Origin of the sequence: Pseudarthrobacter sp. W1I19 (assembly GCF_030817835.1) — a bacterium.
Classification (GTDB): Bacteria; Actinomycetota; Actinomycetes; order Actinomycetales; family Micrococcaceae; genus Arthrobacter.
The window spans coordinates 4,032,706-4,053,026 of record NZ_JAUSZR010000001.1; the positions used below are offsets into that span (position 1 = coordinate 4,032,706).

Consider the following 20,321-nt stretch of genomic DNA (forward strand, 5'->3'; position numbering starts at 1 on the left):
AACCATGCAGTACACCCACCTTGGCCGCTCAGGCCTGAAGGTCTCCCGGCTCTGCCTGGGCACCATGAACTTTGGGCCGCAGACCGAGGAGGCCAATGCCCACAGCATCATGGACTCCGCGCACGGGAACGGCATCAACTTCTTCGATACCGCCAACGTGTACGGCGGCGCCGGGCACCGTGGCTGGACCGAAGAAATCATCGGCCGCTGGTTCGCCAAGGGCGGCGAGCGCCGCGAGCACACCGTCCTGGCTACCAAGCTTTACGGAACCATGACGGACCGGCCCAACGAATCAAAGCTGTCCGCGCTGAACATCCGCCGCGCCCTGGATGCGAGCCTGAAGCGCCTGCAGACGGACTACATCGACATCTACCAGTTCCACCACATCGACCGGGACACACCCTGGGACGAGATCTGGCAGGCCATCGAGGTCGCCGTGCAACAGGGGAAGATCCTGTACTCCGGGAGCAGCAACTTCGCGGGGTGGCACATCGCCCAGGCCCAGGAAGCTGCCCGGCGGCGGAACTACACCGGACTTGTCAGCGAGCAATCCATCTACAACCTGTTCATGCGGCAGGTTGAGCTCGAGGTCATCCCGGCCGCCCAGCAGTACGGACTGGGACTCATCCCCTGGTCCCCACTCCAGGGCGGACTGCTGGGCGGCGTCCTGAAGAAGGAGCAGCAGGGCGTCCGGCGGAGCGAGGGGCGCGCCGCCGAAACGCTCAAGAAGCACCGGGACCAGATCCAGCAGTACGAGGATTTTGCCGACGAGCTGGGCCAGGAACCCGGCGACATCGCCCTCGCCTGGCTGCTGCACCAGCCCGCCGTCACCGCACCCATTGTGGGGCCGCGGACCCAGGAACAGCTCGACACCGCAATCCGGGCCCTGGACGTCACTCTCGACGCCGATGCCCTCAAGCGGCTCGATGACATCTTCCCCGGGCACAAGACGGCGCCGGAAGACTACGCGTGGTGAACCCACTCGTTCACGAGGCCTATACTGTGGCGCCGAAAAGCATCCTTTTCATTGGCGGCACCGGGGTCATCAGCGCGGCGGCGGCACAACGCGCCGCCGCGCTGGGCCACCGGCTGACAATCCTCAACCGGGGCCAGTCCACCAGGCCGGTCCCGGAAGGGGTGGAGACCCTGTCCGCGGACGTCCGCGACGCTTCAGCGGTCCGGGAGTCCTTGGCGGGCCGGGAGTTCGACGCCGTTGCGGACTTCATCACTTACACCCCTGAGCAAGCCAAGGCCAGCCTGGACCTGTTCGCCGGCCGCACCAGACAGTACGTTTTCATCAGTTCCGCATCCGCCTACCAGAAGCCGCCAACCCGGTTGCCGATCAGGGAGTCCACGCCGCTCAAGAATCCGTTCTGGCAGTATTCGCGGGACAAGATCGCCTGCGAGGAGCTGCTCTTCCAGGCCTATCGCGAGCAGGACTTTCCGCTCACGGTGATTCGGCCGTCCCACACCTATGACCGCACCAAGATCGCCATGGTGGGCGGCTGGACGGACATCCACCGAATGCGTGCCGGACTGCCGGTCATGGTGCATGGCGACGGCACCTCGCTCTGGACACTGACCCACAGCCGGGACTTCGCCAAGGCGTTCGTGGGGCTGCTGGGACGCCCGCAGGCAGTGGGCGAAAGCTACACCATCACCTCGGACGAGTACCTGCCCTGGAACCAGATCTACCAGCTGTTCGCCCGGGCGGCAGGGGTTCCGGAACCGGAACTGGTCCACGTCGCCTCGGAGACCATCGCCGCCCACAGCGACGAGCTGGGCCCGAACCTGCTGGGCGACCGCTCCCACTCGGTCATTTTCGACAACACCAAAATCAAATCCCTGGTGCCCGACTACTGCGCAACCATCCCCTTTGCTGACGGCGCGCAGGAGATCGTGGACTGGTACGACGCCAACCCTGATCTCCAGGTGGTGGACCGGAAATTTATGGACCTTAGCGACCGGTTGACCGGCTGGGCCCGCGGCGGAGCCTGAGCTGCCCGGAGCCCCGCCGGGTCGCGAGTCCCGCCAGTCATTTCTACAACGTTCTAAATACCGTCTTTTGCGTTGTCCCGCAAGGGCTTGTTTTCTTCGTACACCTCACACTAGGTTACTGGGGAAGCGTTTTCCCATCCGAGATTTGAAAGGATTCACTGATGAATCCGAGCCGTACCCCCGCGCGCGTCCTGTCCGTCGCCGCCGTCGGAATTGCCCTCACGTTCGGCTGCCTCACAGCCCCGGCCTCCGCCGTCGGCCCCTCTCCCAAGCCAGGCACGCCCGGCATCCAGCTGGACCACCTGGACCGCGGCCTGGTGGCCGCCAAGACATCAGAAGGAGTGTTCCTCAGCTGGCGCCTGCTCGGCCACGAAGCCACCGGCTCCTCCGCCACGGGCGTCACCGGCACGGACTTCAATGTCTACCGGGACGGCCAGAAGCTGGCAACCGTCACGGACAGCACCAATTTCCAGGACACGGCCGGAACCGCAACGTCCGAGTACCAGGTGCGTGCCGTCGTCGGCGGCGTTGAACTGGACCGCAGCGCCACCGCCACGTCCTGGGGCGGCAACTTCAAGGACATTCCGCTGAAGAAGCCGGCCGACGGCGTCACGCCCGCCGGCCAGGCCTACACGTACGCCGCCAACGATGCCTCCATCGGCGACGTGGACGGCGACGGCCAGTACGAGTTCGTCGTCAAATGGGACCCGAACAACTCCAAGGACGTCTCGCAGGTGGGCTACACCGGCAACACCTACGTGGACACCTACAAAGCTGACGGCACCCTGCTCCACCGGATCGACCTGGGCGTCAACATCCGCTCCGGCGCGCACTATACCCAGTTGCTGGTCAACGATTTCGACGGCGACGGCCGGGCCGAGATGATGATGAAAACCGCCCCCGGGACCAAGAGCACCAACTTCAACGCCGACGGCAGTGTCGCCTCAGAGAACTTCATTTCACTGCTGCAGCAGGACATCAACGCCGGCTACTCAAACTCGGATGACTACCGGATGAGCGCCGCAGACTACTACCAGCACATGGTCAAGACGTTCCAGGGCTGGACCGAGCACCCCGAAGTCAAGGCCGGACACTGGCCCGCCACGCTCGAGGAAGCGTTCGGTATCTCGAAGAAGTACCAGTACCCGCTGTCCCAGGCAGACGCCGAGGCCTTGACTGACTACTTCATGGACGTCTATGCCCCGTCCCGCAGCGCCCGCAACAACCTGCGCGCCTTCGAAGGCTTCATCGTCTCCGGCCCCGAGTACCTCACCGTGTTCGAGGGTGCCACGGGCAAGGAGCTGAAGACGGTTGCCTACGAGCCGGGCCGGCACGACGACGGACTCATGTGGGGCGACTACGCCATGGCCCGCATCGAGCCGGGCAACCGCGTGGACCGCTTCCTGGCCGGGGTCGCCTACCTGGACGGCAAGAAGCCGGCCGCGGTTTTCGCCCGAGGCTACTACACGCGCAGCACGCTCGCCGCCTACACCTGGGACGGGTCAGATCTCGCGCCCGTGTGGAATGTGGATTCAGGCTGGACGCCCATGACCAACCCGTTCAACGATTCCCCGCACGGCCGCGACGGCACCGATCCCGAGCTCGGCAAGTTCACAACCCAGGGCTTCCATTCTTTGAGCGCCTCTGATGTGGACGGCGACGGCAAGCAGGAGATCGTCTACGGCTCGGCCACAATCGACGACGACGGGTCCCTGCTGTACAGCTCGTTCGACACCCTGCCGGCCGGCAGCGCCGTACCCGGCGAAGAGGCGCGCCTGGGCCACGGCGACGCCATGCACGTCACCGACATCGACCCGGCCCGTCCCGGCAAGGAAATTTTCACCGTCCACGAAGGTGCCACCTACGCGCCCTACGGCTACGCCATGCGTGACGCCGCCACCGGTGACGTCCTCTTCGGTGCCTACTCCGGCAAGGACACCGGCCGCGGCATGATCGGTGACGTGGATCCCACCGTTCCCGGCATTGAGAACTGGGCCATCGGCATGCAGTCCGCCGACGGCGACAAGCTTTCCACGTCCACTCCGGGCACCAACATGAGCATCAAATGGGCTGCGGACATGACCACGCAAATTGTCAACGGCGCCGGGGACCAGACGCCCACCATCGATGACTGGAAGCGCGGCAGGCTCCTCACCGCAACGGACACCCGTACCAACAACGGCACCAAGGGCACACCAAGCCTGGTGGCGGATGTAGTGGGCGACTGGCGCGAGGAACTGCTGGTGCGGACGGCGGACAGCTCCGCGCTGCGGATGTACCTCAGCACCGAGGTAACCAACCACAAGCTCTACACGCTGATGCATGACCCCCAGTACCGCGCAGAGGTTGCCCGGCAGAACACCGCCTACAACCAGCCCGCCTACACGGACTTCTACTTCGCCTCGGACATGGATTTCGGCAATGTTCCCCTGCGCGCGGCCTGGCTGCCCGGCAGCGTGAAGGCACTGCAGCATGTGCTGGAGGACCTGGTGGAGTCTGGAGACGTGGCGGGGCCTGTGGGCAGCCAGCTGGCTGCCAGCGTGCAGCAGGCAGCGAAAGCAGTGGAAGACGGCGATGCCGGCAAGGCAGCACAGGCGCTGAAGCGTTTCGTGGATTTCCTCGGCCAGCAGAAGGGCCCTGACAAGGTGTCCGACACCGCCCGCGTATCCCTGACGTACAACGCAGAAAATATTCTGCGGGCCTTCGAGGGGTAGGACGGCCGGATAGGGGAGAGACTGTTGCAATGACACTTGCACCGCTGATCAAACTCAACGACGGTAACTCCATCCCCCAACTGGGCCTTGGCACCTGGCCGCTGGACGACGATCAGGCGGCCACCGCCGTCGTACAAGCCCTGGAAACCGGGTACCGGCACATCGATACTGCCGCGAAATACGGCAACGAGCGCGGCGTCGGGAACGGTGTCCGGGCCAGCGGTGTGGACCGCGGGGACCTGTTCATCACCACCAAGCTGGACGGCCAGTACCAGGGCAACGACCGCGCCGTTGAGGGGCTGGACGGTGCGCTGGAGCGGCTGGGGCTCGACTATGTTGATCTTCTCCTGATCCACTGGCCGCTCCCCCAGCGCGATGAATATGTGTCCACGTGGAAGACCTTTGAGCGGTTGCAGGCGGAGGGCAAGGTGCGTTCCATCGGCGTTTCCAACTTCAAGCGGGCCCACCTCGAGCGGCTCATGGCCGAAACGGAGGTGGTGCCGGCGGTGAACCAGATCCAGCTCAGCCCGGCTATTACCCGGGCCGCGGAGCGGGAGTTCCACGAAAAGCATGGCATCATCACGGAGTCTTACAGCCCGCTGGGTGGATCCGGGGCCAGCCTGCTTGATGCTCCCATCCTGTCCCAACTGGCCGAAAAACATGGAAAAACGCCCGGTCAACTGGTCCTGCGCTGGCATATTCAGCACGGACTTGTAACGATTCCGAAAACAGCAAATCCGGAGCGGATGGGGGAGAACCTGGACATCTTTGATTTCGCCCTGGATCCGCAGGATCTCGCGGAATTGGCCATCCTCGACGAGGGTCCGGGGGCAGGCAATGATTCCGACGTGACGGGGCACTGAAAAAGGCCTGAACTGCGCTTTTTGTTATCTTCGGGGTTGGCAAACAGATAGTAAGCATGATTACTATTGAGGCAGAAGGATGAAGTGCTTCCGGGATCCGGAGGCCTCCTTTACTTAGGAAGAGGAACGAAAAATGGGATTTATTGCATTTCTGATTCTCGGACTTATTGCTGGTGCGATCGCTAAGGCGATCCTTCCGGGCAGGCAGGGTGGCGGCTGGCTCGTCACGCTCGTCCTGGGCGTCGTTGGAGCACTCCTCGGCGGTTGGATCGGCGGAATGATCTTCGGCAGCGGACTGCAGGAGTTCTTCTCCCTGCAGACGTGGCTGCTGGCCATCGGCGGCGCACTCATCGTGCTGCTGGTCTACGGCCTGGTCACGAACCGCGGCGCGCGCCGCTAAGCGGAGCGCAAGCCAGGGAAACCGGCCTGGGGACATCATCCCTGGGCCGGTTTTCCCTTTCCCGGCTTCTGGGTTTCCTGGGCCGGAACTGAAAACCTTCTCACGGAGCAGGAGTTCATCATGAAAAACAAACTTCTTTTGGGTATCGGAATCGCCACCGGGTACGTTCTCGGATCCCGGTCGGGCCGGGCCGCCTACGACAAGCTGAAGGCGCGGGCTGCCGGTATCTGGGACAGCAAGCCTGTCCAGGACAAGGTGACGGTCGCTACCGAGGCCATCAAGGAAAAGGCCCCCGAAGTCGCGGATCAGCTCACAGAAGCGGCCCGCCGTGCAGGCACCGTGATCGGTTCTGCAATGCACCGCGACGGCTCTTCCGGCAACGGCAAGCCTTCAACGTCCGACGGCGGCACCTCAGCAGGTGCTCCTGCCGGCACTTCAAGCGGGCTTGGCACGTCGGGTACCGCCGGCACCACTGGCACGGCCTCTGCAGCAAGCACTCCGGCCTCGGCCGAGGGCCTTGATGACAGCCATATCCCTGCGCACAGCACGCACCCGGAGACGCTCAACCTGGATACCTCCAGCGGCGAAGGGCAGTCCAAAGCGTAGGTATCCGACTGCTCATGACTAGGCATATCCCCTGTGACAAGTGGCCAGCCACGCTCATGTGCTACAACTAGATGGTTTTGCTGGCCGTCGCGATCCTTGGGGGACGCGGCGGCCGGCGGCGTTTAACCCGACTGGTGTTTTCAGCTGGCGGGAGTTTTGACTGCCTGGCCCCTTCAACTGGCATCTTCACTGGTCTGCAACTTGGGCTCAAAAATGCTGCAGTTGCCGTTCGCCCCGGAGTTTTCCACATAGCATCCGTTGCAGCCACTTTTGTCAGTGCCCTTTGGCAGAGTTGACCTATGGAAGCCATTGGGGAACGGCCAGAGCAGTACGACGGTAACGTCGTGGTGCTCGAACGGGCCGGGGTTACTACCCCTGCTGCCCCTTCGGGCTTTGACGATCCCACAGCGGTCGGCTCCGGTTCCTTCACCGCTTCCAGTCCTTATGCACACGCTGACTACGACGACGGCGCCCCGCTTAGTCCCGGCTGGCCCCTCCACGCTGTACCCACCGAGCCCACGCCGGCTGATGGCGAACCGGCCGCGCCAGCGGAGACTGACTCCGCACCGACCGGACCCGCGGAGGCTGCTTCAGCACTCACCGGGACGGCGACAGGGCCGGCTCCGGCAGATTCCCTGCTTGTTGGGGAGCCGTTGGGTCTGGCGGAGCTCGGCAGGCTCGTGGCCCAGGCTGCTGCTGCCGCACCGTCGGTACTTGCCGGGGCCAGCTATGTTGAAGCCGCCAAATACGCCAGCGACGTGGAGGAAATTTCCCGGTCGGTGGAGTACCTGCAGATCCTGTCTGCCGGGACCGTGGACCGGACCCGCACCCAGGCCATCGCCGCCGCGGACGCCGCCCGCGCAGGCCGCTCCCGCACCCGCACCGGCCCCGGCACCGGCAAGGGCTGGGTCACCGGCTGGGACAATGGCGTCGAGACCCTCAACGAAGTCAAAGCCCTGAACGAAACAGACACCAGCTGGCCCGGCCAACCAGCAGCACGCCTCACCTCACCGGCCGATGACGGTTGCGCCAATGCCGCAGAGTCCCTCCGGCTCCTCTTGCGGATTGGCAAAAGCGAAGCCAACCGCCGCCTGGCCCTGGCAAAAGACATCCTGCCCGCCACCACCCTCACCGGCGACACCGTCCCCGCAGCCCGCCAGCACCTCGCCGCCGCCCTCACCCCCACACCCACCAACACCAGAACTGGGACCTCCAACACCGAAGCCAGCACCAGCACCGAGGACAGCACTGGCCCCGGCAGCGAGGACACCATGGGCATCGACGACGGAGTGCAGGGCACAGCCGCTGCCTGCCCGGCGGTCTCGTCCCGGGCAGGGACGATCATCGCCCTGACCCTGAACCGGCTCCAGCACCTCACCACACCCGAGAAACTGGCCCTGATCGAAGAAAACCTCACCACCACCGCGGCCACAGCGGACCCGGACTTCTTGGCCCGCGTCGCCCGCCGCTGGGCCGACACCATCGACGCCGACGGCACCGAACCCAGCGAAGAAGCCCTCCGCCACACCCAAGGCGCCTTCATCCGCAAACCCCGCCACGGCCTGCACCACCTCGAAATCTTCGCCACCACCGACCAATACGAACACCTCCTCACCGTCATGAACACCGCCACCAACCGCCGCACCACCACACCCATGCACGGCACACTCACGGCAGCCGCCTCAGCGACCGGTGCCGCCCTGGCAGCGACCACGGAAACCAAGGTTGATGGCACCGGCACAACGGGCAGCCAGGAGCACGCCAGTCAGCACGGATCAGACCAGGACGGGGTTTGGAACGAGACCAACGCCGGCCCGGACCTGGACCGCCGCACCCGCCCGCAAAAACAACTCGACGGACTCGTCAGCGCCGCCAAAACAGCCCTGGCCACCGAAGCCCTGCCCACCACAGGCGGCAACCGCCCCCAAATCATCGCCACCATCAACTACCAAGACCTCCTCCCCCACCACACCAGCGCCACCAACACCCCCACAGGCACAGAAACAAGCACCGGCACCAACGCCCCGGCCAGCACCCCGCCAGGTCCCGGCACCAACGCCCCGACCAGCACGGACACCACGACAGGCACCGGCACGGGGAACTTTGTCTTCACCGGGCCCGTCGCCGCCGCCACCCTGCGAAAAATCGCCTGCGACGCCGACATCATCCCCGCACTCCTCGGCACCCACGGCGAACTCCTGGACCTCGGCCGCAAAACCCGGCTCTTCACCCCAGCCCAACGCACCGCCCTCACCACCCGCGACCAAGGCTGCGCCTTCCCCAACTGCACCATCCCCGCCCCCTGGTGCGAAGCCCACCACATCACCTACTGGTCCCACGGCGGCCCCACCAACATCGACAACGGAGTCCTCCTCTGCAGCGGCCACCACCACCTCATCCACAAAGAACAATGGACCATCACCACCACCAACAACACCCCCTGGTTCACACCCCCAAAACACCTCGACCCCCACCAAAAACCCCAACAAAACACCTACTTCAAACCACCCCCACCACCCCGCGAATAAACCACGCGGAGGAACCCGCGGTCCTCCGAGCGGCAACAAAAGAGGCGCCGAAAGCGGTGCACTACTGGGAGCGGAAAGTGCCAACCACTACAGTTCCATCCAGCTCCTCAGAGTGGACAGTCCCCGCGGCCAGACCCGCCGCGGCCATGACGGAGGCAGTTCCTGCTGCCTGGCGCTCACTGGTTTCAATGGCGAGAAGACCGGTGGAATCCAACCACTCCGAGGCTTCGCCGATGATCCGGCGGTGGAGGCTCAAGCCGTCCGGGCCGCCGTCGAGCGAGATCCTCGGCTCGTAGATCCTGGCCTCGGGCGGCATGGTCGGCAGCACGTCCGTGGGCACGTATGGAGCATTCACTACAATGAGCTGCACCTGTCCCCTGAACCGGGAGGGAAGCGCGGCGTAAAGATCCCCTTGATGAACCTGCCCGCCTACCGGCGCAAGGTTGCGGCGTGCGCACGCCACCGCAACGGAGTCAATGTCGGCGGCATGAAGTTCCTTCACCGGCACCTGGGAGGCAACCGCAATACCAACAGCTCCGGATCCACAACAAAGATCGATTACAACGCCAGCCTCCCCACCCATAGCGAGGCGTTGCTTCAGCAGGGCCACGGCCTCAGAAACAAGCAGTTCGGTGCGCCGGCGCGGGACAAAGACACCTGGCTCAACGGCAATGCGCAGTCCGCTGAAACCCGCCCAGCCAAGAATGTATTCAAGCGGCTCACCGGAAACACGGCGGCCAATCCATTCGGCGAGCTCATCGCGGTCGGGCGTCCCGGACAACAGCAGCTGAGCTTCTTCTTCGGCGAAAACGCAACCCGCCGACCTCAGCACGGTGACAATGTCGGCAAAAAGGGGACGAGCAGGTAATGCCGGACGCGGCATGGGAACGCCTTTCGGTGGGCCTGCAGGCACTCGCGTGTCTTCCAGCGGCCTATCCGAACTGGCCGTAGCGGCCCGGGCGGCACACGAAGGGAGCACCCGAAACTGTTGAAGCAGGAATGGGCCTCACCTCCTTTTGCCATGGCTGAAATCCAATGCTAAACCGTAGTTCCCTTGAATGCGGTCACTTTGTTGGCAGGATGGAGCCATGACTTCCCCCGCCCATCACCCCATCATCTGGACCGGCGCCTACACCCCCGACGGCGGCGGCCGCGCAGAAGGGATCGGAGCCTTGTCCGCCCACCCGGACGGGACGTTGGAATGGCTGGGCACGGCAACCAAGGCGGATTCGCCGTCGTTCGTTGCTGTCCACCCCGAGCTGCCCGTGGTGTACTCGGTGGCCGAGCAGCGCAAAATGGTGCAGGCCTTCCGGCGAACAGGCGAGTTCAGGCTTGAGCCCCTGGGCGACCCGCAACCCGCCGGAGAAGCGACCTGCCACGTGGCAGTGGACCCCCAGGGGCGCTTCCTCACCGCCACGTGCTGGGGCGACGGTCAAGTACTTCTCTACGAACTGGATTCCGACGGCGGCATCACGGCCCGATTTCCCGCGCCCGCTTCAGCGGATCCACACTCCGCCCAGACCCCGGGTGAGCCCCGGCAGAGCCGCGCCCACGCCAGCCTCATGTTGCAGGACGGCCGGATCATGACAACCGACCTCGGTCACGACACCCTCCGCATCTGGAACTACCTGCCGGGATCAGGGCTGGAAGCAGACCACGAGGTCGCGCTCCCCTTCGGCTGCGGACCCCGCCACCTGGTTCAGCACGCCAGCGGCAACGTCTTTGTGGTTTCCGAATACTCCATCGAGGTTTTTGTGGTCCGGCCTGAGGCAGGGACATTTGAACTCGTTTTCCGGGGCCCGGCGACCTCCGGCGGCAGCAAGTTGGATGACTCCGCAGCGGAGATCTGCCTCGACGGGCAGGGAAAGCACGCATACGTGGGCGTCCGTGGTTCCAACCTGGTAAGCGTGCTGGACGTCGCTGCCGAAGGGACGGAGCTGCTGCCCGTCCAGGACTTCCCCAGCGGAGGGAATTGGCCGCGCCACCACATCGTGAGAGGTAAATGGCTCCATGTTGCTCACGAACGGTCGGACAACATCGCCACATTCGAGCTGAACCCAGCCAGCGGTCTCCCCGGTCCCTTGATCCACGATCTGCAAACCCCGTCACCCACTGCCCTCGTGCCTTCTCCAGGACTATAAGGCCAGCAGACAAGATCCCGCCCGCCAACATCAAAGAACAGGTGCCGAGGCTTTTCCTAAACGCTGGAGTTATTCGGTGCAAGCGCTTACAGTTGTGACGTGGTTCACAGGTCAAGCCGGCCTTGTTGACCCGTCGGTCTCATGCCAAATCCCTTGCCCCGGCAAGCCTGTACAGCAGCGCAGCTACCAGGAAAGGTCTCTTCCTTGAAATTCCGCACCCTCCAAGGCGCATCCCCATGCGCCAGAACAAGCAGCTCCTCAACCGCCACACCTCATCACACAGGCAGCCGTCCCATGAACGGCGGCGCCCGGACTCCAAGCACAGCCAGAACCACAACACGCACGGCGGCTGCCCTGGTGGCCGCGATGGTTGCAATTTCTGCCTCGGTTCTTCCCGCCCAAGCCGCCCCGGGCAACAATGACCCCGGCGGGAATGGCCAAGGCAACAAAAACCCGGGATCGGCGTCGGCGCACAGCCTGCGCGCGCCAGTCACGGACGAGAACTTCTACTTCGTCATGGCTGACCGCTTCAGCAATGGGAGCACCACAAACGACGACGGCGGACTGGGCAGCGATCCCTTGGTGTCAGGTTTCGATCCCACCAAGAAAGGCTTCTACAACGGCGGCGACCTTACGGGCCTACTGGACAAGATCGACTACATCCAAGGCTTGGGCACTACCTCCATCTGGCTGACCCCCAGCTTCAAGAACAAGGCAGTGCAGCCCGAGGACAAGTCGGCCGGCTACCACGGCTACTGGGTCACGGACTTCACCCAGATCGACCCCCACCTGGGCACCAACGAGGAGCTCAAGGCACTGATTGACGAAGCCCACAGCCGCGGCATGAAGGTGTACTTCGACATCATCACCAACCACACGGCTGATGTCATTGGCTACGAGGGAGCCGCGCGCAAGGGATACACCTCCAAGGATGCAGTGCCCTACAAGACGGCCGACGGTCAGGAGTTCGATGACCGCGACTACGCGGGGACCAAGACCTTCCCCAAGCTCGATGCGGCCACCTCGTTCCCCTATATACCCGTCCTGGAACCAGGCGAAGAGCACCTGAAAGTTCCGGGCTGGCTGAACGATCCCACGCTGTACCACAACCGCGGCGACACTACTTTCGTGGGCGAGGACTCCTTCTACGGTGACTTCTTCGGCCTGGATGACCTCTTCACGGAGCATCCCAAGGTGGTAGACGGGATGAAGGACATCTACAAAGCCTGGATCGGCGACTTTGGCGTGGACGGCTTCCGGATCGACACCATGAAGCACGTCAACAACGAGTTCTGGCAGGAATTCGGCCCGGACGTGCTTAACTACGCCAAAGAACAGGGCAAGGACGAATTCTTTATGTTCGGCGAAGTCTTCGACACCACCAAGAGCTTCACCTCGCAGTTCACCACCCGAAACAGCATGCAGGCAGTGCTGGACTTCCCGTTCCAGGACGCAGCGCGCAACTTCGCCTCCAAGGGCCAGGACGCCACCGCGCTGGAAACGTTCTTCGCCGGTGACGACTGGTACACCGATGCCGATTCGAACGTCTACCAGCTCCCCACTTTCCTGGGCAACCACGACATGGGCCGCATCGGCAGCTTCATCGCCGCAGACAATCCCGGTTCAACGGATGCCGAGCAAGTGGCCCGCGACCAGCTCGCCCACGAACTGATGTACTTCTCCCGCGGCAACCCGGTGATCTACTACGGCGACGAACAGGGCTTCACCGGCCCGGGCGGGGACCAGGATGCCCGGCAGACGCTCTTTGCAAGCCAGGTGCCGGAGTATCTCGACGATGACCTGCTGGGCACGGATGCCACGCACGCTACGGACAACTTCAACCCCGGGCACCCGCTGTATGCCAAGATCAGCCAGCTCGCAGGGCTGACCAAGGAGCACCCGGCACTGCGCGACGGCGCCCACCAGCACAGGTACGCTTCGGACGGTCCCGGCATCTACGCCTTCTCCCGTACCGATGCCGAGGACCAGCGCGAGTACGTGGTTGCCCTGAACAACAGCGAGCAGCCGCAGACCGCGGAGGTGCCCACCTACATCGCCAAGCGCACCTACACCAGGATCTACGGTGAAGGCGCGGACGAGGCCAAGACCTCGGCAGAGGGCAAGCTCACTGTCAGCGTTCCCCCGCTTTCCGCCGTGGTTTACCAGTCCTCCGGCCGGATTCCGCACTCCAAGGCGGCGCCCGCCGTCGTCCTCCAGGAGCCGGCCCCGGCCCAAGGTGACAACGGGCGGATTCAAGTGACGGCCGACGTCGACGGTTCCTCGTTCTACGAGGTCACCTTCGAGGCCAGGACAGCGGGTGGCGGGTGGAAGCCCATCGGCACGGACGACACCGCGCCGTACCGGGTGTTCCATGACGTGGCGGCCTTGGACGCCCGCTCGTCGGTGGAGTACCGCGCCACTGTTCTGGACAACGGTGGGCACACCGCAACCTCACAGAGCCGCGCAGCAACCGTTCCCGCACCGGTCCTCACGCTCCAGAAGCCCGTTGAGGGCAGCAGCGTGAAGGGCTCCGTGGAGCTCAGTGCCACGGCGGACCCGGAAAAGGCGAGCCACGTGGTGTCCTTTGAACGCAGCGTTGCTGGCGGTGATTGGACTGCGGTAGGTTCAGACGACTCCTCGCCGGTGTACTCGGTGAAGGATGACGTCTCGGGCCTCGGGGACGGAACCCAAGTGCGGTACCGCGCCACCATGGCCGGCCCGGGTTTCAACGTCTCCAGCGAAGTCCGGACCGTCACCGTCGGCCAGGCGCCGCAGCCGGATTCGGTCACAGTGGCAGGTTCCCTGAACCAGCTAATGGGCTGCGAAGAATGGGCGCCCACGTGCACCCAGGCCATGATGACTCTGGATCCGGCGGACAACATCTGGCGCCTCACGGTTGAGCTTCCCGCGGGAAAGTACGAGTACAAGGCCGCGCTCAACGGCAAGTGGGATGTGAACTATGGAGCTGACGGCGCCTTCAATGGACCGAACATCGTGCTGGACCACCCTGGCGGGCCGGTCACGTTCCGCTACGACAACAGTACCCACGTGCTCAGCGCAGTGTACGGGTCGCAGCAGCCGCAGGCCGTGTCGGTGGCCGGGAGCCTGGGGGCTGAGCTGGGCTGCAGCGCCGACTGGTTGCCTGAATGCGACCAGGCACAGCTGGCACTGGATAAGGCCGACCTCGTGTGGAAGCTGACCGTGCCGGATCTTCCGGCGGGCAGCTACGAGTTCAAGGCGGCGCTGGACCGGTCCTGGAACGTCAACTATGGCGCCAACGGCGTGCCGAACGGCGGCAACATTCCGTTTACGCACGACGGCGGCCCAGTCACCTTCCGTTACGACCACTTCACGCACCTGATCACGGCGGGGTAATAACAGCGTGGGCCCACATCCGCGGGTTCCCTGGCCGAGCTTGAGGCATGGGCGCGGGTGGTGGGCCCACGTCCGCGGGTTCCCTGGCCGTGGGCCCACATCGGCGAGGGACCCGGCCTGAGCTTGCGAAGGCTGGGAGCCGGTGGGGCCTTGCGAGGTTAGGCTGCAGATGGGGATTTGTGGCCGTTCCGAGCCATCGGATTGGGCTAAAAGTGACCTCGCGTTGTTGCTGGAGGATGGCTTTCCGGCAGGCCGTCAACCCTTGACGGCGTGCCCCATGCTCGTGACGAGCCGCCGCACCGCATCCTCTGCCGTTGGTGGAGGGCCAAAGACTTCGGCCTGCCGGGTTGTGTCGGCAACGTACTTGCCGGTCTGGAACCAGCCCATCATGGCGGCCAGATCCTTCGCCATCGGGTTGACCGGTGCCATCAGCGCACCCGCTGCCCGCACCACGCCAACGGGAACAGTCTGGACGCGGATCTCCTCACCGGTCAGCCGCTCCGCGATGTCGGCGAACTCCTGCATGGAGATGGGCCTGTCCCAGCCGATATCGATCCGCTGGCCCTCCACGCCCGGAGCATCAACGGCGTCTGCGAGGTACCCGGCCAGATCCGAAGTGAGGACAAAGGTCAGCGGGATTCCCGGCGAGCCAAACCATCTGACCTTGTGCTTGGTGATGGGGTCACCGCCAAACCGGGTCACCTGGTCCAGGAAAGCGCCGGGACGCAGTGCCACAAACGGGACGCCCAGGGCCTGCAGCCTGTCCTCCATCAGCCGTTTGTGCCAAAAATGCGGCACCTCCGGCGTCTGGTCGCAGGTGAGGATGCTGGTGAGGACAAACCTGCCGATCCCGGCACGCTTGGCAGCATCAGCGAGGTTCGAGTTGCCCACCGTGTCGATCTCCGGGTTGTCGCCCTTCCGGTGCCTGGTATAGCCGGCGGCAGAAGTGATCACCGCATCGGCGCCGGTCATCGCGCGGGCCAACGAGTCCGCGTCCATCATGTCCCCGCGTGCAATTTCCACCCCGGAAGATTCCAGCCGTGAGGCATCCGAGCCCGGCCGGACGAGTGCACGCACCTGCTTCCCCCGGTTCAGCAACTCTGTGACCACCTGGCCGCCCACCATGCCGGTGCCGCCTACAACGAGTACTGGCCCTTCACCCATCGTCCTCTCCTGACTGTTGACCCTGGCTGTATACCCAGGCAAAACCCGGGCAGCACGACTGGCTCCCTAGCCGCGCAGGGCTCCCTCCACCGCCGACAGCAGCGAGTTGAAACGCGCGTTGGCGGGAAGGTCATCCAGGAAAACGGGATGACCGTCCGGTCCCGCCAGCGGAACCTGCCAGTTCGGGTACAGGGCTTCAGTGGTGCCCGGCTGGTTCTGGACCCGCCGCTCGCCCACGGCATCCACCAGGGCAACACCAAGCAACACAGACGGCGCCTGGGCCAGCAGCAAGTGCAGTGCCTCGATGGTCCTCTCTTCACGTCCGGCCGCTCCCCCGGGCCCGTCCTCGGGCAGGTACCCGCGCTCCCGGAGCAGGGCAAACATTTTCTCCAGCGAGGCGTTATGCTCGGCCCGCTCCTCCGCTTCCGGACGCTCCAGCAGGCCCAGGCCGCTGCGCAAGGCCACGTGGTCTCCGGCGAGGTAGCCGGCAGTGGGCGGGAGGTCGTGGGTGTTGACGCTGGCGAGCGCCTGCATGCGGTACTTTTCCGGCGCAAGGGGCGAATCGCCGTCGTACTCAAACCACAGGATGGAGGTGCCCAGGATGCCGCGGGCGGCAAGGTAATCCCGGACCCACGGCTCGAAGGTCCCCAGGTCCTCCCCGATCACCACGGCCCCGGCACGCTGCGCCTCGAGGGCAAGGATGCCTATCAATGCCTCGTGGTCGTATTTCACGTACGCGCCATCGCCGGGAGCGTTTCCGGCCGGGATCCACCACAGCCGGAAAAGGCCCAGAATATGGTCCACCCGGACACCGCCGGCGTGGCGCAGCACGGTGGCCAGCATGTTCCGGAACGGAATGTAGCCGGCCTCCGCCAGCCGAGCGGGGTGCCAAGGCGGCTGGCCCCAGTCCTGGCCCTGCTGGTTGTACATGTCCGGGGGCGCGCCCACGCTGGTTCCCGGTGCCAGGACGTCGTGGAGTGTCCAGGCGTCGGCGCTGCTATGGTCCACGCCCACGGCGAGGTCATGGACCACACCGAGGCGCATGCCGGACCGGAGCGCGGCCCGCTGGGCTTCTTCGAGCTGTTCGTCGCAGATCCACTGGAGCCAGCGGTGGAACCCGATCCGGTCCGCCAGCCGTTCCCGCAGTGCTTCAGTCTGGGGTGTGCCCAGTGCACGGGCGGGATCGGACCAGAACGGGTCCCCGGCCGGCAGGTCCTCGCGGATGGCGGACCACAGGGCAAAGTCGTCCAGGCCCTTGCCGGAAATCCGGCAGAACTCGTCGAAGGCGGCCTGCCGGGCTGGCGGCCGGCGCGCATGGTAGAGCAGCTCGAGTGCTTGGAGCTTCGCGGCGTAGACGGCGTCGCGGTCCAGCCGGTTGCCATCTTTGTTCAGCCCGGCCACCTCTTCGTGGAGCTTCTCGACCGTGGCGCGCTTGCGCGGCTTGAGATAGGCCACTTCGGGGATGGCCTCGATGCGGATGTACAGCGGGTTGAAGAACCGACGGGTGGACGGCGAATACGGCGACGGCTGCACGGGTGGAACCGGCTCGGCAGCGTGCAAGGGGTTGACCAGTACATAGTCCGCCCCGCGGGTGCCGCTAAGGGCGGCCAGGTCAGCCAGGTCCGAGAAGTCGCCGATGCCCCAGGACCGCTTGGAGCGCACGGAATAGAGCTGGGTAGCCAGTCCCCAGCCCCGGCGCTCCTCCAAGGGAGCTGCGGTGGTCAGCCGTGCGGGCACCACTACCAGCGTGGCGGACGCGCTGGCACCTTCGGATTCTGCATGCAGGGTGTGCCATCCCAGCGGCAAATCCTGCGGAAGGGCGAAGGTCGCCCGTCCGGTAGCAACGCCGTCGATATCCCGCGGCTGGACCCAAAGGTCCTGCTGGACGCCAACCCGGGACCCGGCACCGCCCTCAAGGGCGATGGTCAGCTGTGCTGTGGCGCCGTCGCGCACGTGCACCGGAACCTGCGCAGGCTCGCCCTGCTGGATTACGACGGCGGGCGGCAGCATGCGCCGCCAGGGCGCCAGTTCGGCTTCCGCCAGTGCCGCCTGGATGAGCTGGTTGGTGTCCGCCCGCACCCCGAGGGAGCCGAGGACCTTGATTAAGGTGTCTTCGGCGACGGAGTGCGGCAGCCCGTCCCAACCTTGGAAAGACGTTCCCACCCCGTGCGCATCAGCCAATTGCTGGAGGAGGTGCGGGTCCACGGGCTCCCTGGCAGCAGCCTCATAGACTCCTCCATCTGCAGCGGGCGGTAAGCCCGGCGTGTCCGCGGGCGCGGGCAATGGTGGGAAGTGCTGCTGGTCTGAAGCCGTCATTCGTGTCCGCCTCGTCTGGTGTGATGTGGCCCGAACTTACAGTGCTGCCTGTTGCACCGGGCGTTTGCACCCCGCGCACAACCGTTGGTTCAGATTATTGCAGGCGGCCGCACAGGTGAAACCCAGGCTGGTTTTGTCGCTTGGAGAGGCCGCTTCAGGGCTCGAAGTGAGTGGTGACCGTGCCCGAGCTGACCTGGTTCAGGATGTCCCCGGCGAGATCACGCAGTTTCCGGTTGCGGTGGCTTGAAGCCTTGGTGAGGACGGCCATCGCTTCTTCCTGGGAGCACCTGTTTTGCGCCATCACCACACCACAGGCCAAATTGATAACGGTGCGGTGTTCCAGGGCTGCTGTGAGGTCCTCCGCCAGGTTCTGGGCATCAGCGATCCTCAGGGCCAGCCGCACCGCCCGTCCCGCCAGTTCGGCAAAACCTTCTGCCCGGCGCACCACGGCGTGCGTGAAAAGGCCCGGTTCGGAAGCGAAGAAGTTCAGTGCCGCCGCATGGCTGTTGTCCAGCGCGAGGGGAACTCCCAGCACGCTGGCGCAGCCATTGTCCTTCAGGAGCTTCTGGTATTGAGGCCAGCGGGTGTCTGTTGCCACGTCCGGGAGGACTACCGGCTTCATGATTTCCAGGGCTGTCAGGCACGGCCCCTGCCCCAGTTCCTGCTCGAGCTTGTCCAGCAGAGTTGCGCGCGGGCTGCTTCCGGCGACGGTGGCACTGCGCTTGCGCTGCCGGAGCGTCACGCCGCATTCAATGAGTGAACCTGCGGTCTCCCCCAGGGTCGAGGCGGCGAGGACGGACAGGTCGCCAAGGAACGCGCTCACGTTGGCGCTGCCGATAATCATGTCGTGCAGCTTGACGAACTGCTCGTCGCTGCTGGGAGTGTCCATCCCTCAATATAAGCGACTTCCGCTCCTTCCGGCGCTCCATAAAACGTCACACCCGGACCGGTGCGTTACTCCAAAAGTCGAAAAGCGAAGCTCTAAGGCGGAATTCTGCAGCAGCACCGCCGATCTGTGTAGCCTCGTGACGATAAAAGGGCACGTGTCAAAAGCTGCATGCCAAAGAAACTGTGAGGAGACCGGAAAATGAGCCTCAGTGAACTGCGGGTGTTCGGGCGGTCAGGCACGCCGATCAGTCCGCTGACCCTGGGCACCATGAACTTCGGCGAGGGAACCGGCGGCCCGCCCGGTGCCCCCACCGGGGCCGAGGAGAGCATCCGGATCATCCACTCCGCGCTGGATGCCGGCATCACCGCCATCGACACCGCCGACGTCTACTCGCAGGGAGAGTCGGAGCAGGTTGTGGGGCGGGCACTGCGCGGCCGCCGGGACGACGTCTTCCTGGCCACCAAGTTCCATGGCCAGATGAGCCCCAATCCTGCCCATTCCGGCAACTCCCGGCGCTGGATCACGCAGGCCGTCGAAGGCAGCCTACGACGGCTGCAGACTGACCGGATCGACCTGTACCAGGCGCACCGGCCGGACTACAACACCGATGTCCTGGAGACGATCACCACCCTCAATGACCTGATCAGGCAGGGAAAGATCCTCTACTACGGCACCTCGGTATTCACCCCGGCGCAGCTGGTGGAGGCCCAGTGGCTCGCCACCACCAACCACCTCATCCCGCCGCTCGGCAACCAGGTTCCCTACTCCATGCTGGTGCGCGCCAACGAACGCGACGTCTTCCCGATCACCCAGCAGTACGGGCTCGGCGTGCTGGCCTACGGTCCGCTGGCAGGCGGCTGGCTGTCAGGCAGCTTTGTGCTGGAGTCCGGCACAGCACCGACCCGGGTGCATTCACTGCCCGGCCGCTACGACATTTCCGGTCCGTCCAGCGAGCGGAAGCTCCTTGCCGCCGATGCCCTGGCGCGGCTGGCCGACAAGCTGGAGCTGTCGCTGGTGGATCTCTCCATCGGCTTCGCGCTGACGCACCCGGCCATCAGCAGCGTGATCATCGGGCCGCGCAGCGAGGAGCACCTGGCCGCCTACCTGAAGGCCGCGGACGTCCAGCTCGGCGAGTCCGTCCTTGATGCAATTGACGACGTTGTGCCCCCGGGCACCAACTTCGTGGAACGGGACGCGGGCGCCATCGTCCCGTCGATTGAGTTCGCAGAATTACGACGGCGTTAGTCCAGTCCCGCCTTCGGCCCGCCTGAGCTGAGGCCCGCCTGAGCGCGAGCCCGCACTGCCGGCGATCCCCGTGGTGGAACAC

The 20,321-nt window shown here is 64.9% G+C and carries 14 protein-coding genes; 10 read left to right on the plus strand and 4 right to left on the minus strand.

All coding sequences use genetic code 11. The features are described 5' to 3' along the window. The first annotated feature begins 4 nt into the window (after positions 1 to 4). The 7 genes from QF038_RS18635 to QF038_RS18665 all read left to right on the plus strand — a co-directional run bounded on the left by QF038_RS18635 (position 5) and on the right by QF038_RS18665 (position 9,109). Positions 5 to 976, plus strand: a complete 972-nt coding sequence (locus QF038_RS18635; RefSeq protein ID WP_307612112.1) for an aldo/keto reductase — start codon at positions 5 to 7, stop codon at positions 974 to 976. Beyond that, positions 970 to 1,998: an SDR family oxidoreductase gene (locus QF038_RS18640; protein WP_307612114.1), complete on the plus strand. Its 1,029-nt coding sequence runs from the start codon at positions 970 to 972 to the stop codon at positions 1,996 to 1,998. The genes QF038_RS18635 and QF038_RS18640 overlap by 7 nt, the downstream gene beginning before the upstream one ends. Positions 1,999 to 2,159: 161 nt before the next feature. After that, positions 2,160 to 4,712, plus strand: coding sequence for a rhamnogalacturonan lyase (locus QF038_RS18645; protein ID WP_307612116.1), 2,553 nt, complete (start codon positions 2,160 to 2,162; stop codon positions 4,710 to 4,712). 29 nt (positions 4,713 to 4,741) lie between these two features. Beyond that, positions 4,742 to 5,575 carry an aldo/keto reductase gene (locus QF038_RS18650; RefSeq protein WP_307612117.1) on the plus strand — a complete coding sequence of 278 codons (834 nt, stop codon included), beginning with the start codon at positions 4,742 to 4,744 and terminating at the stop codon, positions 5,573 to 5,575. 133 nt (positions 5,576 to 5,708) lie between these two features. Further along, complete coding sequence (locus tag QF038_RS18655) at positions 5,709 to 5,975, plus strand: GlsB/YeaQ/YmgE family stress response membrane protein (RefSeq protein ID WP_091423653.1); 267 nt, start codon at positions 5,709 to 5,711, stop codon at positions 5,973 to 5,975. A gap of 120 nt (positions 5,976 to 6,095) precedes the next feature. After that, positions 6,096 to 6,581 carry a hypothetical protein gene (locus tag QF038_RS18660; RefSeq protein WP_307612119.1) on the plus strand — a complete coding sequence of 162 codons (486 nt, stop codon included), beginning with the start codon at positions 6,096 to 6,098 and terminating at the stop codon, positions 6,579 to 6,581. A gap of 299 nt (positions 6,582 to 6,880) precedes the next feature. After that, positions 6,881 to 9,109 carry a DUF222 domain-containing protein gene (locus QF038_RS18665; RefSeq protein ID WP_307612121.1) on the plus strand — a complete coding sequence of 743 codons (2,229 nt, stop codon included), beginning with the start codon at positions 6,881 to 6,883 and terminating at the stop codon, positions 9,107 to 9,109. Positions 9,110 to 9,170: 61 nt separating this feature from the next. Here QF038_RS18665 and QF038_RS18670 read toward each other — a convergent pair whose 3' ends face one another. Next, a complete protein-coding gene (locus tag QF038_RS18670) occupies positions 9,171 to 9,992 on the minus strand; it encodes a putative protein N(5)-glutamine methyltransferase (RefSeq protein WP_307612123.1) in 822 nt (273 codons plus the stop codon). A 205-nt stretch (positions 9,993 to 10,197) separates the two neighbouring features. On the opposite strand from QF038_RS18670, the gene QF038_RS18675 reads away from it, so the two are divergent. Together QF038_RS18675 and QF038_RS18680 are read left to right on the plus strand one after the other, a co-directional pair. Continuing rightward, positions 10,198 to 11,250: a beta-propeller fold lactonase family protein gene (locus tag QF038_RS18675; RefSeq protein ID WP_307612125.1), complete on the plus strand. Its 1,053-nt coding sequence runs from the start codon at positions 10,198 to 10,200 to the stop codon at positions 11,248 to 11,250. A gap of 366 nt (positions 11,251 to 11,616) precedes the next feature. After that, positions 11,617 to 14,625, plus strand: coding sequence for an alpha-amylase family glycosyl hydrolase (locus QF038_RS18680; protein WP_307612127.1), 3,009 nt, complete (start codon positions 11,617 to 11,619; stop codon positions 14,623 to 14,625). A gap of 255 nt (positions 14,626 to 14,880) precedes the next feature. Here QF038_RS18680 and QF038_RS18685 read toward each other — a convergent pair whose 3' ends face one another. From QF038_RS18685 to QF038_RS18695, 3 genes are all read right to left on the minus strand, one after another. Next, positions 14,881 to 15,789 carry an SDR family oxidoreductase gene (locus QF038_RS18685; RefSeq protein WP_307612129.1) on the minus strand — a complete coding sequence of 303 codons (909 nt, stop codon included), beginning with the start codon at positions 15,787 to 15,789 and terminating at the stop codon, positions 14,881 to 14,883. Between the two features lie 66 nt (positions 15,790 to 15,855). After that, positions 15,856 to 18,105 carry a 4-alpha-glucanotransferase gene (gene malQ, locus QF038_RS18690; protein ID WP_307612131.1) on the minus strand — a complete coding sequence of 750 codons (2,250 nt, stop codon included), beginning with the start codon at positions 18,103 to 18,105 and terminating at the stop codon, positions 15,856 to 15,858. A gap of 154 nt (positions 18,106 to 18,259) precedes the next feature. Continuing rightward, positions 18,260 to 18,994, minus strand: coding sequence for a GAF and ANTAR domain-containing protein (locus QF038_RS18695; protein WP_307612132.1), 735 nt, complete (start codon positions 18,992 to 18,994; stop codon positions 18,260 to 18,262). A 198-nt stretch (positions 18,995 to 19,192) separates the two neighbouring features. Here QF038_RS18695 and QF038_RS18700 point away from each other — a divergent pair, with 198 nt between their 5' ends. Further along, complete coding sequence (locus tag QF038_RS18700; protein ID WP_307612134.1) at positions 19,193 to 20,239, plus strand: aldo/keto reductase; 1,047 nt, start codon at positions 19,193 to 19,195, stop codon at positions 20,237 to 20,239. Positions 20,240 to 20,321: the final 82 nt, after the last annotated feature.

What these genes read in the sequence shown, in the direction of transcription:
- QF038_RS18680 (WP_307612127.1), top strand. Translation starts at nt 11,617, where the DNA reads ATGGTTGCAATTTCTGCCTCGGTTCTTCCCGCCCAAGCCGCCCCGGGC.
- QF038_RS18635 (WP_307612112.1), top strand. Translation starts at nt 5, where the DNA reads ATGCAGTACACCCACCTTGGCCGCTCAGGCCTGAAGGTCTCCCGGCTC.
- QF038_RS18645 (WP_307612116.1), top strand. Translation starts at nt 2,160, where the DNA reads ATGAATCCGAGCCGTACCCCCGCGCGCGTCCTGTCCGTCGCCGCCGTC.
- QF038_RS18670 (WP_307612123.1), bottom strand. Translation starts at nt 9,992, where the DNA reads ATGCCGCGTCCGGCATTACCTGCTCGTCCCCTTTTTGCCGACATTGTC.
- malQ (WP_307612131.1), bottom strand. Translation starts at nt 18,105, where the DNA reads ATGACGGCTTCAGACCAGCAGCACTTCCCACCATTGCCCGCGCCCGCG.
- QF038_RS18675 (WP_307612125.1), top strand. Translation starts at nt 10,198, where the DNA reads ATGACTTCCCCCGCCCATCACCCCATCATCTGGACCGGCGCCTACACC.
- QF038_RS18695 (WP_307612132.1), bottom strand. Translation starts at nt 18,994, where the DNA reads ATGGACACTCCCAGCAGCGACGAGCAGTTCGTCAAGCTGCACGACATG.
- QF038_RS18665 (WP_307612121.1), top strand. Translation starts at nt 6,881, where the DNA reads ATGGAAGCCATTGGGGAACGGCCAGAGCAGTACGACGGTAACGTCGTG.
- QF038_RS18655 (WP_091423653.1), top strand. Translation starts at nt 5,709, where the DNA reads ATGGGATTTATTGCATTTCTGATTCTCGGACTTATTGCTGGTGCGATC.
- QF038_RS18660 (WP_307612119.1), top strand. Translation starts at nt 6,096, where the DNA reads ATGAAAAACAAACTTCTTTTGGGTATCGGAATCGCCACCGGGTACGTT.
- QF038_RS18685 (WP_307612129.1), bottom strand. Translation starts at nt 15,789, where the DNA reads ATGGGTGAAGGGCCAGTACTCGTTGTAGGCGGCACCGGCATGGTGGGC.
- QF038_RS18650 (WP_307612117.1), top strand. Translation starts at nt 4,742, where the DNA reads ATGACACTTGCACCGCTGATCAAACTCAACGACGGTAACTCCATCCCC.
- QF038_RS18700 (WP_307612134.1), top strand. Translation starts at nt 19,193, where the DNA reads ATGAGCCTCAGTGAACTGCGGGTGTTCGGGCGGTCAGGCACGCCGATC.